The 17149-nt window shown below is 62.0% G+C and carries 14 protein-coding genes; 9 read left to right on the forward strand and 5 right to left on the reverse strand.

Annotated elements, in window-relative coordinates; translation table 11 throughout:
- The first annotated feature begins 11 nt into the window (after positions 1–11).
- Positions 12–1394, forward strand: a complete 1383-nt coding sequence (cysS, locus tag ACZYR5_RS23635; RefSeq protein WP_489091653.1) for a cysteine--tRNA ligase — start codon at positions 12–14, stop codon at positions 1392–1394.
- A gap of 196 nt (positions 1395–1590) precedes the next feature.
- Here cysS and ACZYR5_RS23640 read toward each other — a convergent pair whose 3' ends face one another.
- Positions 1591–3429: a sigma-54-dependent Fis family transcriptional regulator gene (locus ACZYR5_RS23640; RefSeq protein WP_489091652.1), complete on the reverse strand. Its 1839-nt coding sequence runs from the start codon at positions 3427–3429 to the stop codon at positions 1591–1593.
- Between the two features lie 381 nt (positions 3430–3810).
- Between ACZYR5_RS23640 and ACZYR5_RS23645 the strand changes: the two genes are divergently transcribed.
- The 8 genes from ACZYR5_RS23645 to ACZYR5_RS23680 all read left to right on the forward strand — a co-directional run bounded on the left by ACZYR5_RS23645 (position 3811) and on the right by ACZYR5_RS23680 (position 11762).
- Positions 3811–4905 (forward strand): ABC transporter ATP-binding protein, encoded by a 1095-nt coding sequence (locus ACZYR5_RS23645; RefSeq protein ID WP_489091651.1) that lies wholly within the window; start codon positions 3811–3813, stop codon positions 4903–4905.
- Positions 4905–6002 (forward strand): ABC transporter ATP-binding protein, encoded by a 1098-nt coding sequence (locus tag ACZYR5_RS23650; protein ID WP_489091650.1) that lies wholly within the window; start codon positions 4905–4907, stop codon positions 6000–6002. Before ACZYR5_RS23645 ends, ACZYR5_RS23650 begins: the two co-directional genes overlap by 1 nt.
- The gene (locus tag ACZYR5_RS23655) at positions 5999–6865 is read left to right on the forward strand and encodes a carbohydrate ABC transporter permease (protein WP_489091649.1); all 867 of its coding nucleotides are present in this window, start codon (positions 5999–6001) and stop codon (positions 6863–6865) included. Before ACZYR5_RS23650 ends, ACZYR5_RS23655 begins: the two co-directional genes overlap by 4 nt.
- A gap of 9 nt (positions 6866–6874) precedes the next feature.
- Positions 6875–7675: a carbohydrate ABC transporter permease gene (locus tag ACZYR5_RS23660; RefSeq protein WP_489091648.1), complete on the forward strand. Its 801-nt coding sequence runs from the start codon at positions 6875–6877 to the stop codon at positions 7673–7675.
- A gap of 10 nt (positions 7676–7685) precedes the next feature.
- The gene (locus ACZYR5_RS23665) at positions 7686–7958 is read left to right on the forward strand and encodes a DUF2160 domain-containing protein (protein WP_489091647.1); all 273 of its coding nucleotides are present in this window, start codon (positions 7686–7688) and stop codon (positions 7956–7958) included.
- Positions 7959–8003: 45 nt separating this feature from the next.
- Positions 8004–9746, forward strand: coding sequence for an ABC transporter substrate-binding protein (locus ACZYR5_RS23670; protein ID WP_489091646.1), 1743 nt, complete (start codon positions 8004–8006; stop codon positions 9744–9746).
- A gap of 492 nt (positions 9747–10238) precedes the next feature.
- On the forward strand, positions 10239–11198 hold the full coding sequence (locus ACZYR5_RS23675; protein WP_489091645.1) for a tRNA dihydrouridine synthase: 960 nt from the start codon (positions 10239–10241) through the stop codon (positions 11196–11198).
- Positions 11199–11318: 120 nt separating this feature from the next.
- Positions 11319–11762: an Hsp20 family protein gene (locus ACZYR5_RS23680; protein WP_489091644.1), complete on the forward strand. Its 444-nt coding sequence runs from the start codon at positions 11319–11321 to the stop codon at positions 11760–11762.
- 118 nt (positions 11763–11880) lie between these two features.
- Here ACZYR5_RS23680 and paaZ read toward each other — a convergent pair whose 3' ends face one another.
- From paaZ to paaE, 4 genes are all read right to left on the reverse strand, one after another.
- The gene (gene paaZ / locus ACZYR5_RS23685) at positions 11881–13935 is read right to left on the reverse strand and encodes a phenylacetic acid degradation bifunctional protein PaaZ (RefSeq protein ID WP_489091643.1); all 2055 of its coding nucleotides are present in this window, start codon (positions 13933–13935) and stop codon (positions 11881–11883) included.
- Between the two features lie 31 nt (positions 13936–13966).
- On the reverse strand, positions 13967–15607 hold the full coding sequence (locus tag ACZYR5_RS23690; RefSeq protein ID WP_489091642.1) for a cation acetate symporter: 1641 nt from the start codon (positions 15605–15607) through the stop codon (positions 13967–13969).
- Complete coding sequence (locus tag ACZYR5_RS23695; protein WP_489091641.1) at positions 15604–15912, reverse strand: DUF485 domain-containing protein; 309 nt, start codon at positions 15910–15912, stop codon at positions 15604–15606. The genes ACZYR5_RS23690 and ACZYR5_RS23695 overlap by 4 nt, the downstream gene beginning before the upstream one ends.
- A gap of 147 nt (positions 15913–16059) precedes the next feature.
- The gene (paaE, locus tag ACZYR5_RS23700) at positions 16060–17136 is read right to left on the reverse strand and encodes a 1,2-phenylacetyl-CoA epoxidase subunit PaaE (RefSeq protein ID WP_489091640.1); all 1077 of its coding nucleotides are present in this window, start codon (positions 17134–17136) and stop codon (positions 16060–16062) included.
- Between the last annotated feature and the right edge of the window lie 13 nt (positions 17137–17149).

Raw genomic sequence — 17149 nt, forward strand, 5'->3', positions numbered from 1 at the left:
AAGGATTAAACGTGCTAACGATCTACAACACGCTCACCAAGAGCAAAGAAGTCTTCAAGCCCCTGGATGGCAACAAGGTGCGCATGTACGTGTGCGGCATGACCGTGTACGACTACTGCCACCTCGGCCACGGCCGCAGCATGGTCGCCTTCGACCTGGTGACCCGCTGGCTGCGCTTCAGCGGCTATGACCTGACCTACGTGCGCAATATCACCGACATCGACGACAAGATCATCAATCGGGCCAACGAGAACGGCGAATCGTTCGAAGCCTTGACCGAACGCATGATCGCCGCGATGCACGAAGACGAAGCACGGCTGAACATCAAGAAGCCGGACATGGAGCCGCGCGCCACGGATCACATTCCTGGCATGCACGCGATGATCCAGACCCTGATCGACAAGGGCTTCGCCTACGCCCCGGGCAATGGCGACGTGTACTACCGCGTCGGCAAGTTCATGGGCTACGGCAAGCTGTCGCGCAAGAAGATCGAAGACCTGCGCATCGGTGCGCGGATCGAGGTCGACGAAGCCAAGGAAGATCCGCTGGACTTCGTTTTGTGGAAAGGCGTCAAGCCGGGCGAGCCGAGCTGGGAATCACCATGGGGCGCCGGGCGTCCGGGCTGGCACATCGAGTGCTCGGTGATGTCCACCTGCTGCCTGGGTGAGACGTTCGACATCCACGGTGGCGGCAGCGACCTGGAGTTCCCGCACCACGAGAACGAAATCGCCCAGAGCGAAGCGGCCACCGGCAAGACCTACGCCAACGCGTGGATGCATTGCGGGATGATCCGGATCAATGGCGAGAAGATGTCCAAGTCGTTGAACAACTTCTTCACCATTCGCGACGTGCTCGACAAGTACCACCCGGAAGTCGTGCGTTACCTGCTGGTGTCGAGCCACTACCGCAGCGCCATCAACTATTCGGAAGACAACCTCAAGGACGCCAAGGGCGCCCTGGAGCGTTTCTACCATGCGTTGAAAGGCCTGCCGAACGTGGCGCCAGCCGGCGGCGAAGCTTTCGTCGAGCGTTTCACCCAGGTGATGAACGACGACTTCGGCACGCCGGAAGCCTGCGCGGTGCTGTTCGAGATGGTGCGTGAGATCAATCGCCTGCGCGACAGCGACCTGGACGCAGCAGCCGGTCTGGCGGCGCGCCTGAAAGAACTGGCCAGTGTGTTGGGGGTGTTGCAACTCGAAGCCGACGACTTCCTGCAAGCCGGTGCCGAAGGGCGCGTGGATGCCGCCGAAGTCGACGCGCTGATCGCTGCACGCCTCGCCGCACGGGCTGGCAAGGACTGGGCCGAATCCGACCGCATCCGCGACCAGCTGACCGCCATGGGCGTGGTGCTGGAAGATGGCAAGGGCGGGACTACTTGGCGTCTGGCTGACTGATTGCTGTGGTTGCTTGAGACAAAAACCCGCCTTGTGCGGGTTTTTGTTTATCTGCCGGGTTTGGGTGTTGCGGTGTTGCTGCTGGCCAAATCGCTAGCAGGCTAGCTCCCACAGAATCGTGATCACCGCAGCCTTTTGTGGGAGCCAGCCTGCTGGCGATGGTCTGGAGCCATACACCACTGCTGCGGTGCATGGGTTATTCGGCCTGACGCAACCGCTTATAGAGGGTGTTGCGACTCACCCCCAGCCGCCGCGCCAGGTGCGAAATATTGCCTCCAACCGCCTGCAACTGCCGGTTCAAATCCTCGGCATCCTCCAGATCCACCGCCAACGGCTGCGGCGTCTCAACCGGTTCCATCTGCAAATCGACAAAAAAATCATCCGGCAAATGCTCGGGGCGGATCGGTTGGTCTTCGGCCATGGCCAGTGCCACCTGCAGCACGCTGCTGACCTGGCGCAAATTGCCTGGCCACGGATGGCGGCTGAACAGCGCCAGCACCTCCGCGCTCAAACCGCTCCACTGCGCAGGGTCGCGATGTTGTTCCCACAGGCGCTTGAACATCGCCTGTTTGTCGCTGCGCTCACGCAATGGCGGCAGTTCGAGGGTCAGGCCGCCGATGCGGTAGTACAGATCCTCGCGAAAGCGCCCCAGTTGCACCTGCTCGCGCAACACCAGGTTGGTCGCGGAAATGATCCGGATATCCACGGCGAACGACTCACCGCTGCCCACCGGTTGCACGCAGCGCTCCTGCAATACGCGCAGCAATCGGGCCTGGGTTGGCAGTGGCATGTCGCCAATCTCGTCGAGAAACAGCGTGCCTTTGTCGGCCTTGCGGATCAGCCCGATGCTGCCTTTCTGGTTGGCACCGGTGAACGCGCCTTTTTCGTAGCCGAACAGTTCGGACTCCACCAGTTCGGCGGGGATCGCCGCGCAGTTGACCGCAATCAATGCCTGTTTGCTGCGTGAGCTGGCCTGGTGCAGGGCCTTGACGAAGACTTCCTTGCCGACCCCGGTTTCACCATGGATCAGCAGCGGAATGTCCTTCTCCAACAGCCGTTCAGCCTGGCGCACAGCCTTTTCCACGCGGCTGTCACCGAAGTGCAGGGTGTTCAGGCCGATGGTCTGTGGGGCAGCAACAGGCGCGGCCGGCTCGCTGAACACGCGAGGCTGGATCGGTTGCTGTTGCGGGCGCCGCAGCAGGCAATGAAAGCGATTGCGCCCAGCGGCTTGCAGGGCAAAGGGCTGGCCGTCGGGTTGATTGAGCAGTTCACGCAACGACACCTTGAACAGGCTTTCGACGCTGACTCGCGACAGGCGCACGCCCAGCAGGTTGTCGGCACGGCGGTTGGCCGACAGCACCTGGCCGCTTTCATCGAAAATCAGCAGCCCGGCCCACTGGCTGTCGAGGTTGTTCAGGCCGGTGTTGAACACCAGTTGAAAGTGTTGACCCTTGAACAGATTCAGGATCAGCCGGTTCTCCACGGTCTGGCTCATCATCTTGACCATGCCCAGGGTGTGGTCCGGCGGCAGGTAGCTGTCGCTGGAGACATCGAGCACGGCGATCACCCGCCGTTCGACATCGAAGATCGGTGCCGCCGAGCCGGTCATGAAGCGGTTGGCCTTGAGAAAGTGTTCATCGTGGGCGATATGCACCGCTTGTTCGCAGGCCAGCGCGGTGCCAATGGCGTTGGTGCCGCTGCATTGCTCGCGCCAGTTGGCGCCGGCATTGAAACCCCGGCTGAGCGCGGGGTCGATCAGCCGTTGGGTGCCCCAGGAGGTCAGTACCTGGCCCTGATTGTCGGCGAGCAGGATCAGGCAGTTGGAGTTGCTGAGGATGTTCTCGTAATACGGCAGCACTTCCTGGTGCGTGGTTTGCACCAGCGCGTGCTGGCTGTCGAGCAGACGCGAGATGTCGGCGGCGGGCAGTTGATCGAAGGCCGGAGCGCTTTGGTGTTGCAAGCCAAAGCTGCGGCAACGGGACCAGGAGTCCTGGACCATGGCGTCATGGGACAGGGGCGGGGCAGGAACGGCCATGGCAGTCAGCCTCTGATGCGATGTTTTTATTGTTGTTATGGAGCCCAATTCCTGCACACCACAGAAATCCCCTGTAGGAGCGAGCTTGCTCGCGAAGGCGCCGGATCAGTCAATACATTCGTTGAATGACACACCGCTTTCGCGAGCTCGCTCCTACAGGTTCCATCAATGTCACAGGATCGGAGCAAAAACCGTCCATTGAGTGTTGTTCACTATTGTTCATTGTCAACCAGATGAACTGTTCAAATGTGTTCAGCAATGAACAGTCATCAGCCGCCTTGATAACGCTTTTCCCGACGAATCAACCACTTGCAATTTCTGGCACGAATGTCGCTCTGTTGCTCCGGTCGCTTGTCTCCCAATAATAAAAAAGGCCGCGCCATGTCGTTAACCCTGGAGCACGTCAGCCGCACCGTCGAGGGTCAGGTCTGGATCGATGACGCCTGCCTGAAATTCGAACCCGGATCCTTCAACGTGTTGCTCGGGCGCACGCTGTCCGGCAAGACCAGCCTGATGCGCCTGATGGCCGGCCTCGACAAGCCGGACAGCGGCCGCGTGCTGATGAATGGCGTCGATGTCACCCAGCGTCCGGTGCGCCTGCGCAATGTGTCGATGGTCTATCAGCAGTTCATCAATTACCCGACCATGACCGTATTCGAGAACATCGCCTCGCCGCTGCGCCAGGCCGGGGTTTCGGCCGAAGTCATCCAGACCAAGGTGCGTGAAACCGCGCAGATGTTGCGCATCGACAAGTTCCTCCAGCGCTATCCACTGGAACTGTCCGGTGGTCAGCAGCAGCGCACCGCCATGGCCCGGGCGCTGGTCAAGGATGCCGAACTGATTCTGTTCGACGAGCCGCTGGTCAACCTCGACTACAAGCTGCGTGAGGAGCTGCGTCAGGAAATGCGTGAGCTGTTCCAGGCGCGCCACACCATTGCCATCTACGCCACCACCGAACCCAACGAAGCCCTGGCCCTCGGCGGCACCACCACCATTCTTCACGAAGGCCGGGTGATCCAGAGTGGCAAGACCGCCGAGGTCTATCACCAGCCGCAGACGGTGCTGGCGGCCGAGCTGTTTTCCGAGCCGCCGATCAACCTGATGCCGGGGCGCATCAGCGGCAACGAAGTCAGCTTCGCCAATTTCGTGCACTTCCCGCTCAACGTCGATCTGCGGGCGGTGGGCGAGGGCGAGTTCCGCTTTGGCGTGCGCCCCAGCCATATCTCATTGGTGCCCAGCAACGATGACGACCTGGAGCTGGCAGTCACCGTCGAAGTCGCGGAAATCAGCGGCTCGGAAACCTTCCTGCATGTGCGCAACGAGCATTTCCTGCTGGTGCTGCACTTGCCCGGGGTCCACGAATACGACGTCGATGCGCCGATTCGTATCTATATCCCGACCCACAAATTGTTTGTCTTCGACGCCCAGGGCCGCTTGTTGCAGGCGCCCGGGCGACGTGTTGCGAGGGTTGCCTGATGGCCGAAATACATTTGCACAACCTCGCCCACAGCTACACCCGCAGCCCCAGCGGGCCCGAGGATTACGCGATCCGCGAAATGAACCACGTCTGGGAGCAGGGCGGCGCCTATGCCTTGCTCGGTCCTTCGGGGTGCGGCAAGTCGACCTTGCTCAACATCATCTCCGGCCTGCTCAGCCCCTCCGAAGGCCAGGTGCTGTTCGACAATAAAGTGGTCAACCAACTGACCCCGGAGAAGCGCAACATCGCCCAGGTGTTCCAGTTTCCGGTGGTCTACGACACCATGACGGTGTTCGATAACCTGGCCTTCCCGCTGCGCAACCAGGGCCTGGCCGAAGCGCGGGTGCGCAGCAAGGTCGAGGAAATTGCCGAGGTGCTGGACCTGCAGAACCTGCTGGCGAAAAAGGCGCGCAACCTCACCGCCGACGAAAAGCAGAAGGTCTCCATGGGCCGTGGACTGGTGCGCGATGACGTCTCGGCGATCCTCTTCGACGAGCCGCTGACGGTGATCGACCCGCACCTGAAATGGAAGCTGCGGCGCAAGCTCAAGCAGATCCACGAGCAGTTCAACATCACCATGGTCTACGTGACTCACGACCAGCTCGAAGCCTCGACCTTCGCCGACAAGATCGCGGTGATGTACGGCGGGCAGATCGTTCAGTTCGGCACCCCGCGCGAGTTATTCGAGCGCCCCAGCCACACCTTCGTCGGCTATTTCATCGGCAGCCCGGGGATGAACCTGATCGAGGTCAGCCCGCGCGCCGGTGGGGTGGGTTTTGCCAGTACCGACCTGGGGTTGTCCGAGGCCATGCAACGGCGGATTGCCGAGTCCGAATTCAAGACGCTGAAAGTGGGCATTCGCCCGGAGTTCATCCATGTCTGGGATGAGCCCTACGAAGAGGCGATGCGTGCCGATGTTATCCATGTCGAAGACCTCGGCACCTACAAGATCCTCACCCTGAAACTCGACGGCGCGCCCCTCAAGGTACGCCTGGCCGAAGACAAACCGGTGCCCGAGGGCAGCGCCTGGATCAGTTTTCCGGCGCAGTGGCTGATGGTCTATGCCGACGATTACCTGCTGGAGGTCCAGCCATGAACAAGGTGCAGAACAACAAGGCCTGGTGGCTGGTGTTGCCGGTGTTCCTGCTGGTGGCGTTCAGCGCGGTGATCCCGATGATGACCGTGGTCAACTACTCGGTGCAGGACATCTTCGACCAGTCGAGCCGTTACTTCGTCGGGGCCGATTGGTACAAACAAGTGCTGCTCGATCCGCGTTTGCACGACTCGCTGCTGCGCCAGTTCATCTACTCGGCCTGCGTGCTGCTGATCGAAATCCCCCTGGGCATCGGCATTGCCCTGACCATGCCGACCAAGGGCCGCTGGTCGTCGCTGGTGCTGATTATCCTGGCGATTCCGCTGCTGATCCCGTGGAACGTGGTCGGCACCATCTGGCAGATTTTCGGCCGCGCCGACATCGGCCTGCTGGGCTCGACGCTGAACGCCATGGGCATCAGCTACAACTATGCGGCCAACACCATGGACGCCTGGGTCACGGTGCTGGTGATGGACGTCTGGCACTGGACCTCGCTGGTGGCACTGCTGTGCTACTCCGGCCTGCGGGCGATACCGGATGTGTACTACCAGGCGGCACGCATCGACCGCGCCTCCAGTTGGGCGGTGTTCCGGCATATCCAGTTGCCCAAGCTCAAGAGCGTGTTGCTGATCGCGGTGATGCTGCGGTTCATGGACAGCTTCATGATCTACACCGAGCCCTTCGTGCTCACCGGCGGCGGACCGGGCAATGCCACCACCTTCCTCAGTCAGACCCTGACCCAGATGGCGGTAGGGCAATTCGACCTCGGACCGGCCGCGGCTTTTTCCCTGGTGTATTTCCTGATCATCCTGCTGGTGTCCTGGCTGTTCTATACCGCCATGACCCACTCCGACGCCAACCGCTGAGGCCCTGACATGAACCCAAGAAAGCTGGTGCCTCTGCTGCTCTACATCCTGTTCCTGCTGGTGCCGATCTACTGGCTGCTGAACATGTCGTTCAAGAGCAACACGGAAATCCTTGGCGGCCTGACCCTGTTCCCCGAGCAATTCACCCTGGCCAACTACAAGGTGATCTTTACCGATCCGAGCTGGTACACCGGCTATATCAACTCGCTGTATTACGTCAGCCTGAACACGGTGATCTCCCTCAGCGTGGCGTTGCCAGCGGCCTATGCGTTCTCGCGCTATCGCTTCCTCGGCGACAAGCACCTGTTCTTCTGGCTGCTGACCAACCGCATGGCGCCGCCGGCGGTATTCCTCCTGCCGTTCTTCCAGCTCTATTCCTCGATTGGTCTGTTCGACACCCACATCGCGGTGGCCTTGGCCCATTGCCTGTTCAACGTGCCGCTGGCGGTGTGGATCCTCGAAGGCTTCATGTCCGGGGTGCCGAAGGAAATCGACGAAACCGCCTACATCGACGGCTACAGTTTTCCCAAGTTCTTCGTGAAGATTTTCATCCCGCTGATCGGTTCAGGGATCGGCGTGACGGCGTTTTTCTGCTTCATGTTTTCCTGGGTCGAGCTGCTGCTGGCGCGCACCCTGACCTCGGTCAACGCCAAGCCGATCGCAGCGGTGATGACCCGCACCGTGTCGGCTTCGGGCATCGATTGGGGCGTGCTGGCGGCGGCGGGGGTGCTGACCATTCTGCCGGGCATGCTGGTGATCTGGTTTGTCCGCAACCATGTGGCCAAGGGCTTTGCCCTGGGCCGAGTGTGAGGAACTGATCATGGAATGGATGAACTGGACCCTGCCCACCGCGCTGTTCTTCGGCGTCATCGCCTTGCTGCTGGCGGGCATGACCGCCTGGGAACTGCGTTCGCCAAGCATTCCCCGGCGCGGTTTTTTACCGATCAGCACCACCCGTGGTGATCGGCTGTTTATCGGTCTTCTCGGCAGCGCCTACCTGCATTTGCTGGTGATCGGCGCTACCGGCTGGAGCATCTGGGTGGCGTCCGCGCTGTCCCTGGTGTGGCTGTTGGCTGTGATGCGCTGGGGCTAGTCGAAAATCGGCAATCGTGCTCCGAAACTCAAACAGGAGGTCTCTATGTTCGACAAAAACAACAAGCTGCGACATAGCGTTTCATTGGCAGCCATGCTGGCACTCAGTGGCTTGAGCGCTGCGGCCTGGGCCGATGCTTATGAAGACGCCGCGAAGAAATGGATCGGCAGCGAATTCAAACCCTCGACCCTGACGCCCGAGCAACAGCTGGAAGAGCTGAAGTGGTTCATCAAGGCCTCCGAGCCGTTTCGCGGGATGAAGATCAACGTGGTCTCGGAAACCATTGCCACCCACGAATACGAGTCCAAGGTGCTGGCCAAGGCCTTCAGTGAAATCACCGGGATCAAGCTGACCCACGATTTGCTGCAGGAAGGCGACGTGGTGGAAAAGCTGCAGACCCAGATGCAATCCGACAAGAACATCTATGACGGCTGGGTCAACGACTCGGACCTGATCGGTACGCATTTTCGCTACGGCAAGACGGAATCCATCACCGACCTGATGGCCAATGAGGGCAAGGACTACACCTCGCCAACCCTCGATCTCAAGGACTTCATCGGCCTGTCCTTCACCACCGCGCCGGACGGCAAGATCTATCAACTGCCCGACCAGCAATTCGCCAACCTCTACTGGTTCCGCGCCGACTGGTTCGAGCGTCCGGAACTGAAAGCCAAGTTCAAGGAAAAGTACGGCTATGAGCTGGGCGTGCCGGTGAACTGGTCGGCCTACGAGGACATCGCCAAATTCTTCAGCGAGGACGTCAAGGAAATCGACGGCAAGCGGGTTTATGGGCACATGGACTACGGCAAGAAAGACCCGTCCCTCGGCTGGCGCTTCACCGATGCCTGGTTCTCCATGGCCGGTGGCGGCGACAAGGGCCTGCCCAATGGCTTGCCGGTGGACGAGTGGGGGATTCGTGTCGAGGACTGCCACCCGGTTGGTTCCAGTGTGACCCGTGGTGGCGACACCAACGGCCCGGCGGCGGTCTTCGCCACCCAGAAATACGTCGACTGGATGAAGGCCTACGCACCGCCGGAAGCCGCCGGCATGACCTTCTCCGAATCCGGCCCGGTGCCGGCCCAGGGCAACATCGCCCAGCAAATCTTCTGGTACACCGCCTTCACCGCCGACATGACCAAGCCAGGCCTGGCGGTGATGAACGCCGACGGTACGCCGAAATGGCGGATGGCGCCGTCGCCGCGCGGGCCGTACTGGGAGGAGGGGATGAAGCTGGGTTATCAGGACGTGGGCTCCTGGACCTTCATGAAATCGACCCCGGAGAAGCAGAAGCTGGCGGCCTGGCTCTACGCGCAGTTCGTCACCTCGAAAACCGTGTCGTTGAAAAAAACCATCGTTGGCCTGACGCCGATCCGCGAGTCGGACATCAATTCGCAAGCGATGACCGACCTGGCGCCGAAACTCGGTGGCCTGGTGGAGTTCTACCGCAGCCCGGCCCGCGTGCAATGGACCCCGACCGGCACCAACGTGCCTGACTACCCACGCCTGGCACAGCTGTGGTGGAGTCACATCGCCGAAGCCGCCAGCGGCGAGAAAACCCCGCAACAGGCACTCGACGGCCTGGCCAAGGACCAGGACGCGATCATGGCCCGCCTCGAACGCTCCAAAGCCCAGACCACCTGCGCCCCGAAACTCAACCCGGAACGCGACGCCCAGTACTGGTTCGACCAACCGGGCGCGCCCAAGCCGAAACTGGCCAACGAGAAACCCAAGGGCGAGACCGTCAGCTACGCCGAACTGCTGAAGTCGTGGGAGGCGGCGCGTAAGTAAGCCGTACGTCACCCACCCTGTAGGAGCGAGCTTGCTCGCGAAGAACCTGAGGACGCCGCGCACATTCAGAATGTCCGCGTCATCGTTAACGTTTTTCGCGAGCAGGCTCGCTCTTGCAGAGGTCGTGTCGATCACAAATTCTGTGGAGCCCGCAAAACCCTGTGGGAGCTGGCCTGCCAGCGATGGGGGTTGCTCAGTCAACATCGATGTCGACTGATACATCGCCATCGCCAGCAGGCTGGCTCCCACAAGGTTTCTGGTCGACCATACATCTGCGTCCGCCACGCCCCCTGTGGGAGCTGGCCTGCCAGCGATGGGGCCATCAGCAACACGGCACAACTTGATCGCTGCGATGCGGCCCTCCGACATGTCAGGTCCAACAGGTCGCCCGATCAACATGACCCTCCCTTCCCGACAACCGTCCACCCGCCCACCATGCCCCTACCCACGAAAACCGGTAAACTGCCGCACGATTTTCGTTGAGTGTTTCCCATGCAAATTGCTTTGGCGCCCATGGAGGGGTTGGTCGACAACATCCTGCGGGACGTGCTGACCCGGGTTGGTGGTATCGATTGGTGCGTGACCGAGTTCATCCGGATCAACGATCAACTGCTCACGCCGGCGTATTTCCACAAGTTTGGTCCCGAATTGCTCAACGGCGCCAAGACGGCGGCCGGCGTGCCGTTGCGCGTGCAGTTGCTCGGTTCCGACCCGGTGTGCCTGGCGGAAAACGCCGCGTTGGCCTGTGAGCTGGGGTCGGAGGTGATCGACCTGAATTTCGGCTGCCCAGCCAAGACCGTCAACAAATCTCGGGGCGGGGCGGTGTTGCTCAAGGAGCCGGAACTGCTCAACCAGATTGTCGAGCACGTGCGTCGCGCGGTGCCGGCGCACATTCCAGTGACTGCGAAGATGCGCCTGGGCTTCGACAGCCCCGATGGTTCGCTGGTGTGTGCCACGGCGCTGGCCGAGGGTGGCGCGGAGCATATCGTGGTGCATGCACGGACCAAGATGGACGGCTACAAGCCGCCGGCGCATTGGGAGTGGATCCCGCGGGTGCAGGAAGTGGTCAAGGTCCCGGTGTTCGCCAACGGCGATATCTGGAGCGTCGAGGATTGGCGGCGTTGCCGGGAAATCAGTGGCGTCGAAGACATCATGCTCGGTCGCGGCCTTGTGTCGCGTCCGGACCTGGCCCGGCAGATCGCCGCGGCACGGTCCGGCGAAGAGGTGGTGGAGATGAGCTGGGCCGAGCTGCTGCCGCTGATCCAGGAATTCTGGCTGCAGGCCAAGGCGCAGATGACCGCCCGCCAATCGCCCGGTCGCTTGAAGCAGTGGCTGGCGATGCTGACCCGCAATTATCCGGAAGCGGTGGAGCTGTTTACCCTGATGCGCCGCGAGACCGAGCTGGATCAGGTGTCCCGTTTGCTCGGCCTGGAGGTCGCTGAAGCGGCCTGAAAAAATCTTCGGGCAATCTCTTGAAATGCAATCAGTGGTCCCTATCTAAGGGTTACGCGATGCCGAATTCGGGTCGCGGAGATAAAAAACCTTGCTGATTGTTTTCAGGAGATTTGAACCATGAGTACCGCATTTTCCCTGGCTCCACTGTTCCGTTCTTCGGTTGGTTTCGATCGTTTCAACGATCTGTTCGAGACTGCGCTGCGCAATGAGCCCGGCAGCAGCTACCCACCCTACAACGTTGAAAAACACGGTGATGACCAGTACCGCATCGTCGTCGCGGCAGCCGGTTTCCAGGAAGAAGACCTGGAGCTGCAAGTCGAAAAAGGTGTGCTGACCATCAGTGGCGGCAAACGCGAGAACAACGACAGCGTCACCTTCCTGCACCAGGGCATTGCCCAGCGTGCGTTCAAACTGTCGTTCCGTCTTGCCGATCACATCGAGATCAAGGCCGCCGACTTGCGCAACGGTCTGTTGAGCATCGACTTGCTGCGCATCGTGCCCGAGGAAGCGAAAGCCAAACGCATCCCGATCAACGGTGAGAAACCTGCGCTGCAGCACTGAGTCAGCCCATGCTGATGGTGTGAAAGCACAGTAAAAAAACGCCCCGACTGGTTCGGGGCGTTTTGCTGTGCGCGATCGGGGCGGTGATCTACTTGACCATGGCCCCGCTGTTTCAGGCTCAGTCTTCGCGCTTGACCACCAGGGTCAGGATGTCATAACTGGCCACCAGTTCACCCAACTGGTTGGTCACTTCCACGTCCCACGCCACCACGCCTTGCGGAATGCCTTGCGGGCTCTTCTTGCCCTGGTCGATTTTGCGCTTGCAGGTCAGGCGCGCCTGGATGGTGTCGCCGATGCCCACCGGGTTGATGAAGCGCAGAGTGTCCAGGCCGTAGTTGGCCAGCACCGGGCCGACGCCGGGGGAGACGAACAGACCAGCCGCCGCCGACAACACGAAATAGCCGTGGGCGATACGCTTGCCGAACTGCGATTCCTTGGCCGCGATGTCGTCGAAGTGCATGTAGAAGTGGTCGCCCGACAGGCAGCCGAAGTTCACCAGGTCCGCTTCGGTGACGGTGCGCCGGTGAGTCAGCAGCGACTCGCCGATCTGCAGGTCCTGGAAGTAGCGACGGAACGGATGCACTTCAGTCTCGATGACTTTGGCGCCCCGCACGTACTCGCCGGTGACCGCTGCCAACATCGTTGGCGAGCCTTGAACCGCCGCACGTTGCAGGTAGTGTTTCACCGCACGCAGACCGCCGAGCTCTTCGCCGCCACCGGCACGACCCGGGCCGCCGTGCTTGAGTTGTGGCAGGGGCGAACCGTGCCCGGTGGATTCTCCGGCGCAGTTGCGATCTAGCACCAGCAGCCGGCCGTGCAGGGCGGCGGCGACCGGGATGGCCTTGGCGGCGATCTGTGGATCCTTGGTCACCAGGCTCGCCACCAGGCTGCCTTTGCCGCGTGCGGCCAGGGCCAGGGCTTCGTCCAGATCGTCGTAGGCCATCAGGGTGCTGACCGGACCGAAGGCCTCGATGTCGTGGGGGCCACCTTCGGCGTGGGGGTCACGGGCCTGCAGCAGGGTCGGGGCGAAGAACGCACCTTCGCTGACGTTGTTGCCGCGTGGCTCGAAACCGTCGCGGGCACCGAACAGCAGGTCACTGCTCTGCAACAGGGCTTCCAGGCGCTCGGCCACGTCTTTCTGTTGATCGTGGGAAGCCAGGGCGCCCATGCGCACGCCTTCCACCGACGGATCACCGACCACCACTTTGGCCAGACGATCGCGTAGGCGTGTGGCGACGGCATCGATGTGCTTGGCCGGGACGATGGCGCGGCGGATGGCGGTGCATTTCTGCCCGGCCTTGGTGGTCATTTCCCGCGCCACTTCCTTGATGAACAGCTCGAATTCTTCGTCGTCCGGGCTGACGTCCGGCGCGAGAATGGCGCAGTTCAGCGAGTCGGCTTCGGCGGTGAAGGGTACCGAGTTACGGATCAGGTTCGGATTGACCCGCAATTTGGCCGCGGTGTCGGCGGAGCCGGTGAAGGTCACCACGTCCTGGCCTTGCAGGCGGTCCAGCAGGTCGCCGGTGCCGCCGATGATCAGTTGCAGGCTGCCCGCTGGCAGCAGGCCGGATTCGTCCATCAGGCGCACCACGGCTTCGGTCAGGTAGCTGGTGGCGCTGGCCGGCTTGACGATGCACGGCATGCCGGCGAGGAAGCTCGGGGCGAATTTTTCCAGCATGCCCCAGATCGGGAAGTTGAAGGCGTTGATGTGAACCGCTACACCGCCGCGCGGTACCAGGATGTGGGTGCCGGCGAAGGTGCCCAACTTGCTCAGTTGCAGCGCCGGGCCTTCGTGGACCACGTTGCCCGATGGCAACTCGCGGGAGCCGAGGCCGGCGTAAGTGAACAGGGTGCTGTTGCCGCCCTCGATATCGATCCAGCTGTCGGCGCGGGTCGCGCCGCTGTGGTGGGATAGGGCGTAGAGCTGTTCCTTGCGCTCGGCCAGGTACAGGGCCAGGGCCTTGAGGCGCTGGGCGCGTTGCTGGAAGTCCAGGGCCATCAGGCCGCTGACGCCCTGGCGACGGCCGTGCTCGATGGCTTCGGCGAAGTCCGGACGCTCTTCGTGGGTGCGGGCGATTTCATGGCCGTCGATGGCGCTGCGCAGGATCTGCGCACCTTGTTGGCCGATCCAGCGGCCGGCGATGAAGCTTTGCAGGGTAGGGGCGTGAGACATCACGAGTCCTCGGTGTCAGATAAAGAGTGAGTTAGTGCTGGCTGGCGCCCGAAGCGCCGATGCCGGTCATGGAACGGATGAACTGCGCCAGGTAACGGCCGCGCTCGAGGCTGGCCCGTGGCGAGCGGTCGGTGACGGAAAACAGCCAGGCACTGAAGAACGCCAGGCTCATGGAAAACAGCGCCGGGTTGGAATACGGGAACAGCGCCTTGTCGTGATGCATGACGTTGACCCATACCGCCGGGCTCAGCACCAGCAGGACGATCGCCGAGACCAGCCCCGCCAGGCTGCCGAGCACTGCGCCACGGGTGGTCAGGCCTTTCCAGTACATGGAAAGGAACAGCACCGGGAAATTCACCGAGGCAGCGATGGCCAGCACCAGGCCGGAGAGGAAGGCAATGTTCTGCGATTCGAACAGCAGGCCGAGGATGATCGCCAGCACGCCGATGCACAGGGTGGCAATGCGCGACACACGCATCTCTTGCTTCTCGCTGGCCTGGCCCTTGCGCATCACGCAGGCATACAGGTCGTGGGACACCGCCGAGGCGCCGGACAACGCCAGCCCGGCGACCACCGCCAGAATCGTCGCGAAGGCGACTGCCGAGATGAAACCGAGGAACAGATTGCCGCCGACCGCTTGCGCCAGGTGCACCGCGACCATGTTGCCGCCGCCGATGATCGCGCCGCTGGCGTCACGGAAGCTCGGATCGGTGCCGACCATGACGATCGCGCCGAAGCCGACCACGATCAGCAGCAGGTAGAAGTAGCCGATGAAACCGGTGGCATAGAACACGCTTTTACGCGCTTCCTTGGCATCGCTGACGGTGAAGAAGCGCATCAGGATGTGCGGCAGGCCGGCGGTGCCGAAAATCATGCCCAGGCCCAGGGAAATCGCGTCAATCGGGTTGGACAGCAAGGCACCTGGCGCCATGATCGCGCTGCCTTTGGCGTGCACCGCGGTGGCGCCGGCAAACATCGCCTCGGTGCTGAAACCGAAATGCTTGAGCACCATGAACGCCATGAAGCTGGTGCCGAACAGCAGCATCACCGCCTTGATGATCTGCACCCAAGTGGTGGCGAGCATGCCGCCGAAGGTGACGTAGAACACCATCAGCACGCCGACCAGCATCACTGCGTAGAGGTAGTCGATGCCGAACAGCAGCTCGATCAGCTTGCCGGCGCCGACCATCTGCGCCACCAGGTACATCAGCGCCACGGTGAGGGTGCCGAAGGCCGAGGTCAGGCGCACCGGGGTCTGTTCGAGGCGATAGGAAACCACGTCGGCAAAGGTGTATTTGCCCAGGTTGCGCAGGCGTTCGGCGATCAGGAACAGGATGATCGGCCAGCCGGCCAACACGCCCAGGGCGTAGAGCAGGCCGTCGTAGCCGTTGAGGAACATCATCGCCGAGATGCCGAGGAACGAGGCGGCCGAGATCATGTCACCGGCAATCGCCAGGCCGTTCTGAAAGCCGGTCATGCCACCGCCGGCCGTGTAGAAGTCACTGGCCGAACGGGTGCGCATGGCTGCCCAGCGGGTCACGCCGAGGGTGAACAGGACGAACACCAGGAACATGCCGATGGCGTTCCAGTTCAGAGGGCGGGACGCGCCGTCGGCGGCCAGTGCCAGATCGCTGACCGCGGCCAGCGAAAAGAGAGCAAGCAAGCGGTTCATCGGGCGCACTCCTGCTTGAGTTTGTCGTTCAGCGGGTCGATCAGGTGGTTGGCGCGATAGACATAGAAACCGGTCAGGGCGAAGGCCAGCAGGACGATCACCACACCCACCAACATGCCCACGGTGGTCACGCCGCCGCTCAGGGACTGGCCAAGGGTCGCCGGGGAAAACGCCACCAGCAGCACGAAGCCGAAGTAGATCACCAGCATGATCAGCGACAGTGGCCAGTAGAGCTTCTGTTTGCGCCGCACCAGGGTGATGAAGTCCGGGTGCTGGCGGATGAGTTCCAGGTCTTGGGGGGTCATGGGATAGTCCTTTGTTGTTTTTGTTGTGGGCCAAGCGGTGTTACCCCCGTAGGAGCTGGCTTGCCAGCGAAGGCGGCCTGAAGATACAGGTGATCTCTGGGGCCCCTTCGCTGGCAAGCCAGCTCCTACAGGATTGCGGTGCTGCTTTTAGAGCTGATCGAAATCCAGCACCACCTTGTCGCTGATCGGGAAGGCCTGGCACGACAGCACGTAACCGGCGGCCACTTCGTAGTCTTCCAGGGCGTGGTTGCTGTCCATTTCCACTTCGCCTTCGATCACCTTGCACTTGCAGGTCGAGCACACGCCGGCCTTGCATGAGTACGGCAGTTCGGCGCCCTGGGCGTTGCCGGCGTCGAGGATGCTCTGGCTGTTGCGCGGCAGGTCGAAGGCCAGCGCGCGGCCGTCGCTGATCACGGTGATCTGGCTGACCGCCGAATCCACCTGGCGGGCCGCTTCACGGGCTTCGCGTTTCTGCTGGCTGCCGGCGGCGGCGAACAATTCGAAGTGAATGCGCTCGGGCGCCATGCCCTTGGCCTTGAGGCTGTCGCGCACGGTCTCGGTCATTTCCTGCGGGCCGCAGATAAACGCCGCATCCAGCGCCTTGACGTCGAGCCAGCGGCTGAACAGTTGCTCGCATTTCTCGGCGTTGATCCGCCCGTTGTAGAGGTCGACGTCCTGCTGCTCGCGGCTGAACACGAAGATCAGGTTCAGGCGTTGCAGGTAGCGGTTCTTCAGGTCTTCGAGCTGTTCGCGGAACAGCGCGCCGGAGCTCGAGCGGTTGCCGTAGAGCAGGGTGACGCGACTGTGGGGCTCGGTCTCGAGGGTGGTCTTGATGATCGACAGGATCGGCGTGATGCCGCTGCCGGCGGCGACGGCCAGGTAGTTGCCGTGCCGTGCCGGGTCCAGCTCGACGCTGAAATGCCCGGCGGGCGGCATCACTTCCAGGCTGTGGCCGGCTTTCAGCTGTTCGTTGGCATAGGCGGAAAAACGCCCGCCGGCCACGCGCTTGATCGCCACGCGCAGCTCGCCGTCGTTAATGCCGGTGCAGATCGAGTAGGAGCGGCGCACTTCTTCGCCGTCCATCAGGGTGCGCATCACCAGGTGCTGGCCCTGGGTGAAGTGGAAGCTGTCCTGCAGATCCTGGGGAATCTCGAAGGCGATGGACACCGCGTCACGGGTCTCGGTGCGCACGTCCTTGATGGTCAGGCTGTGAAATTTGCTCATTGTTTTTCTCCAA

This window comes from Pseudomonas sp. F007 (genome assembly GCF_057814275.1).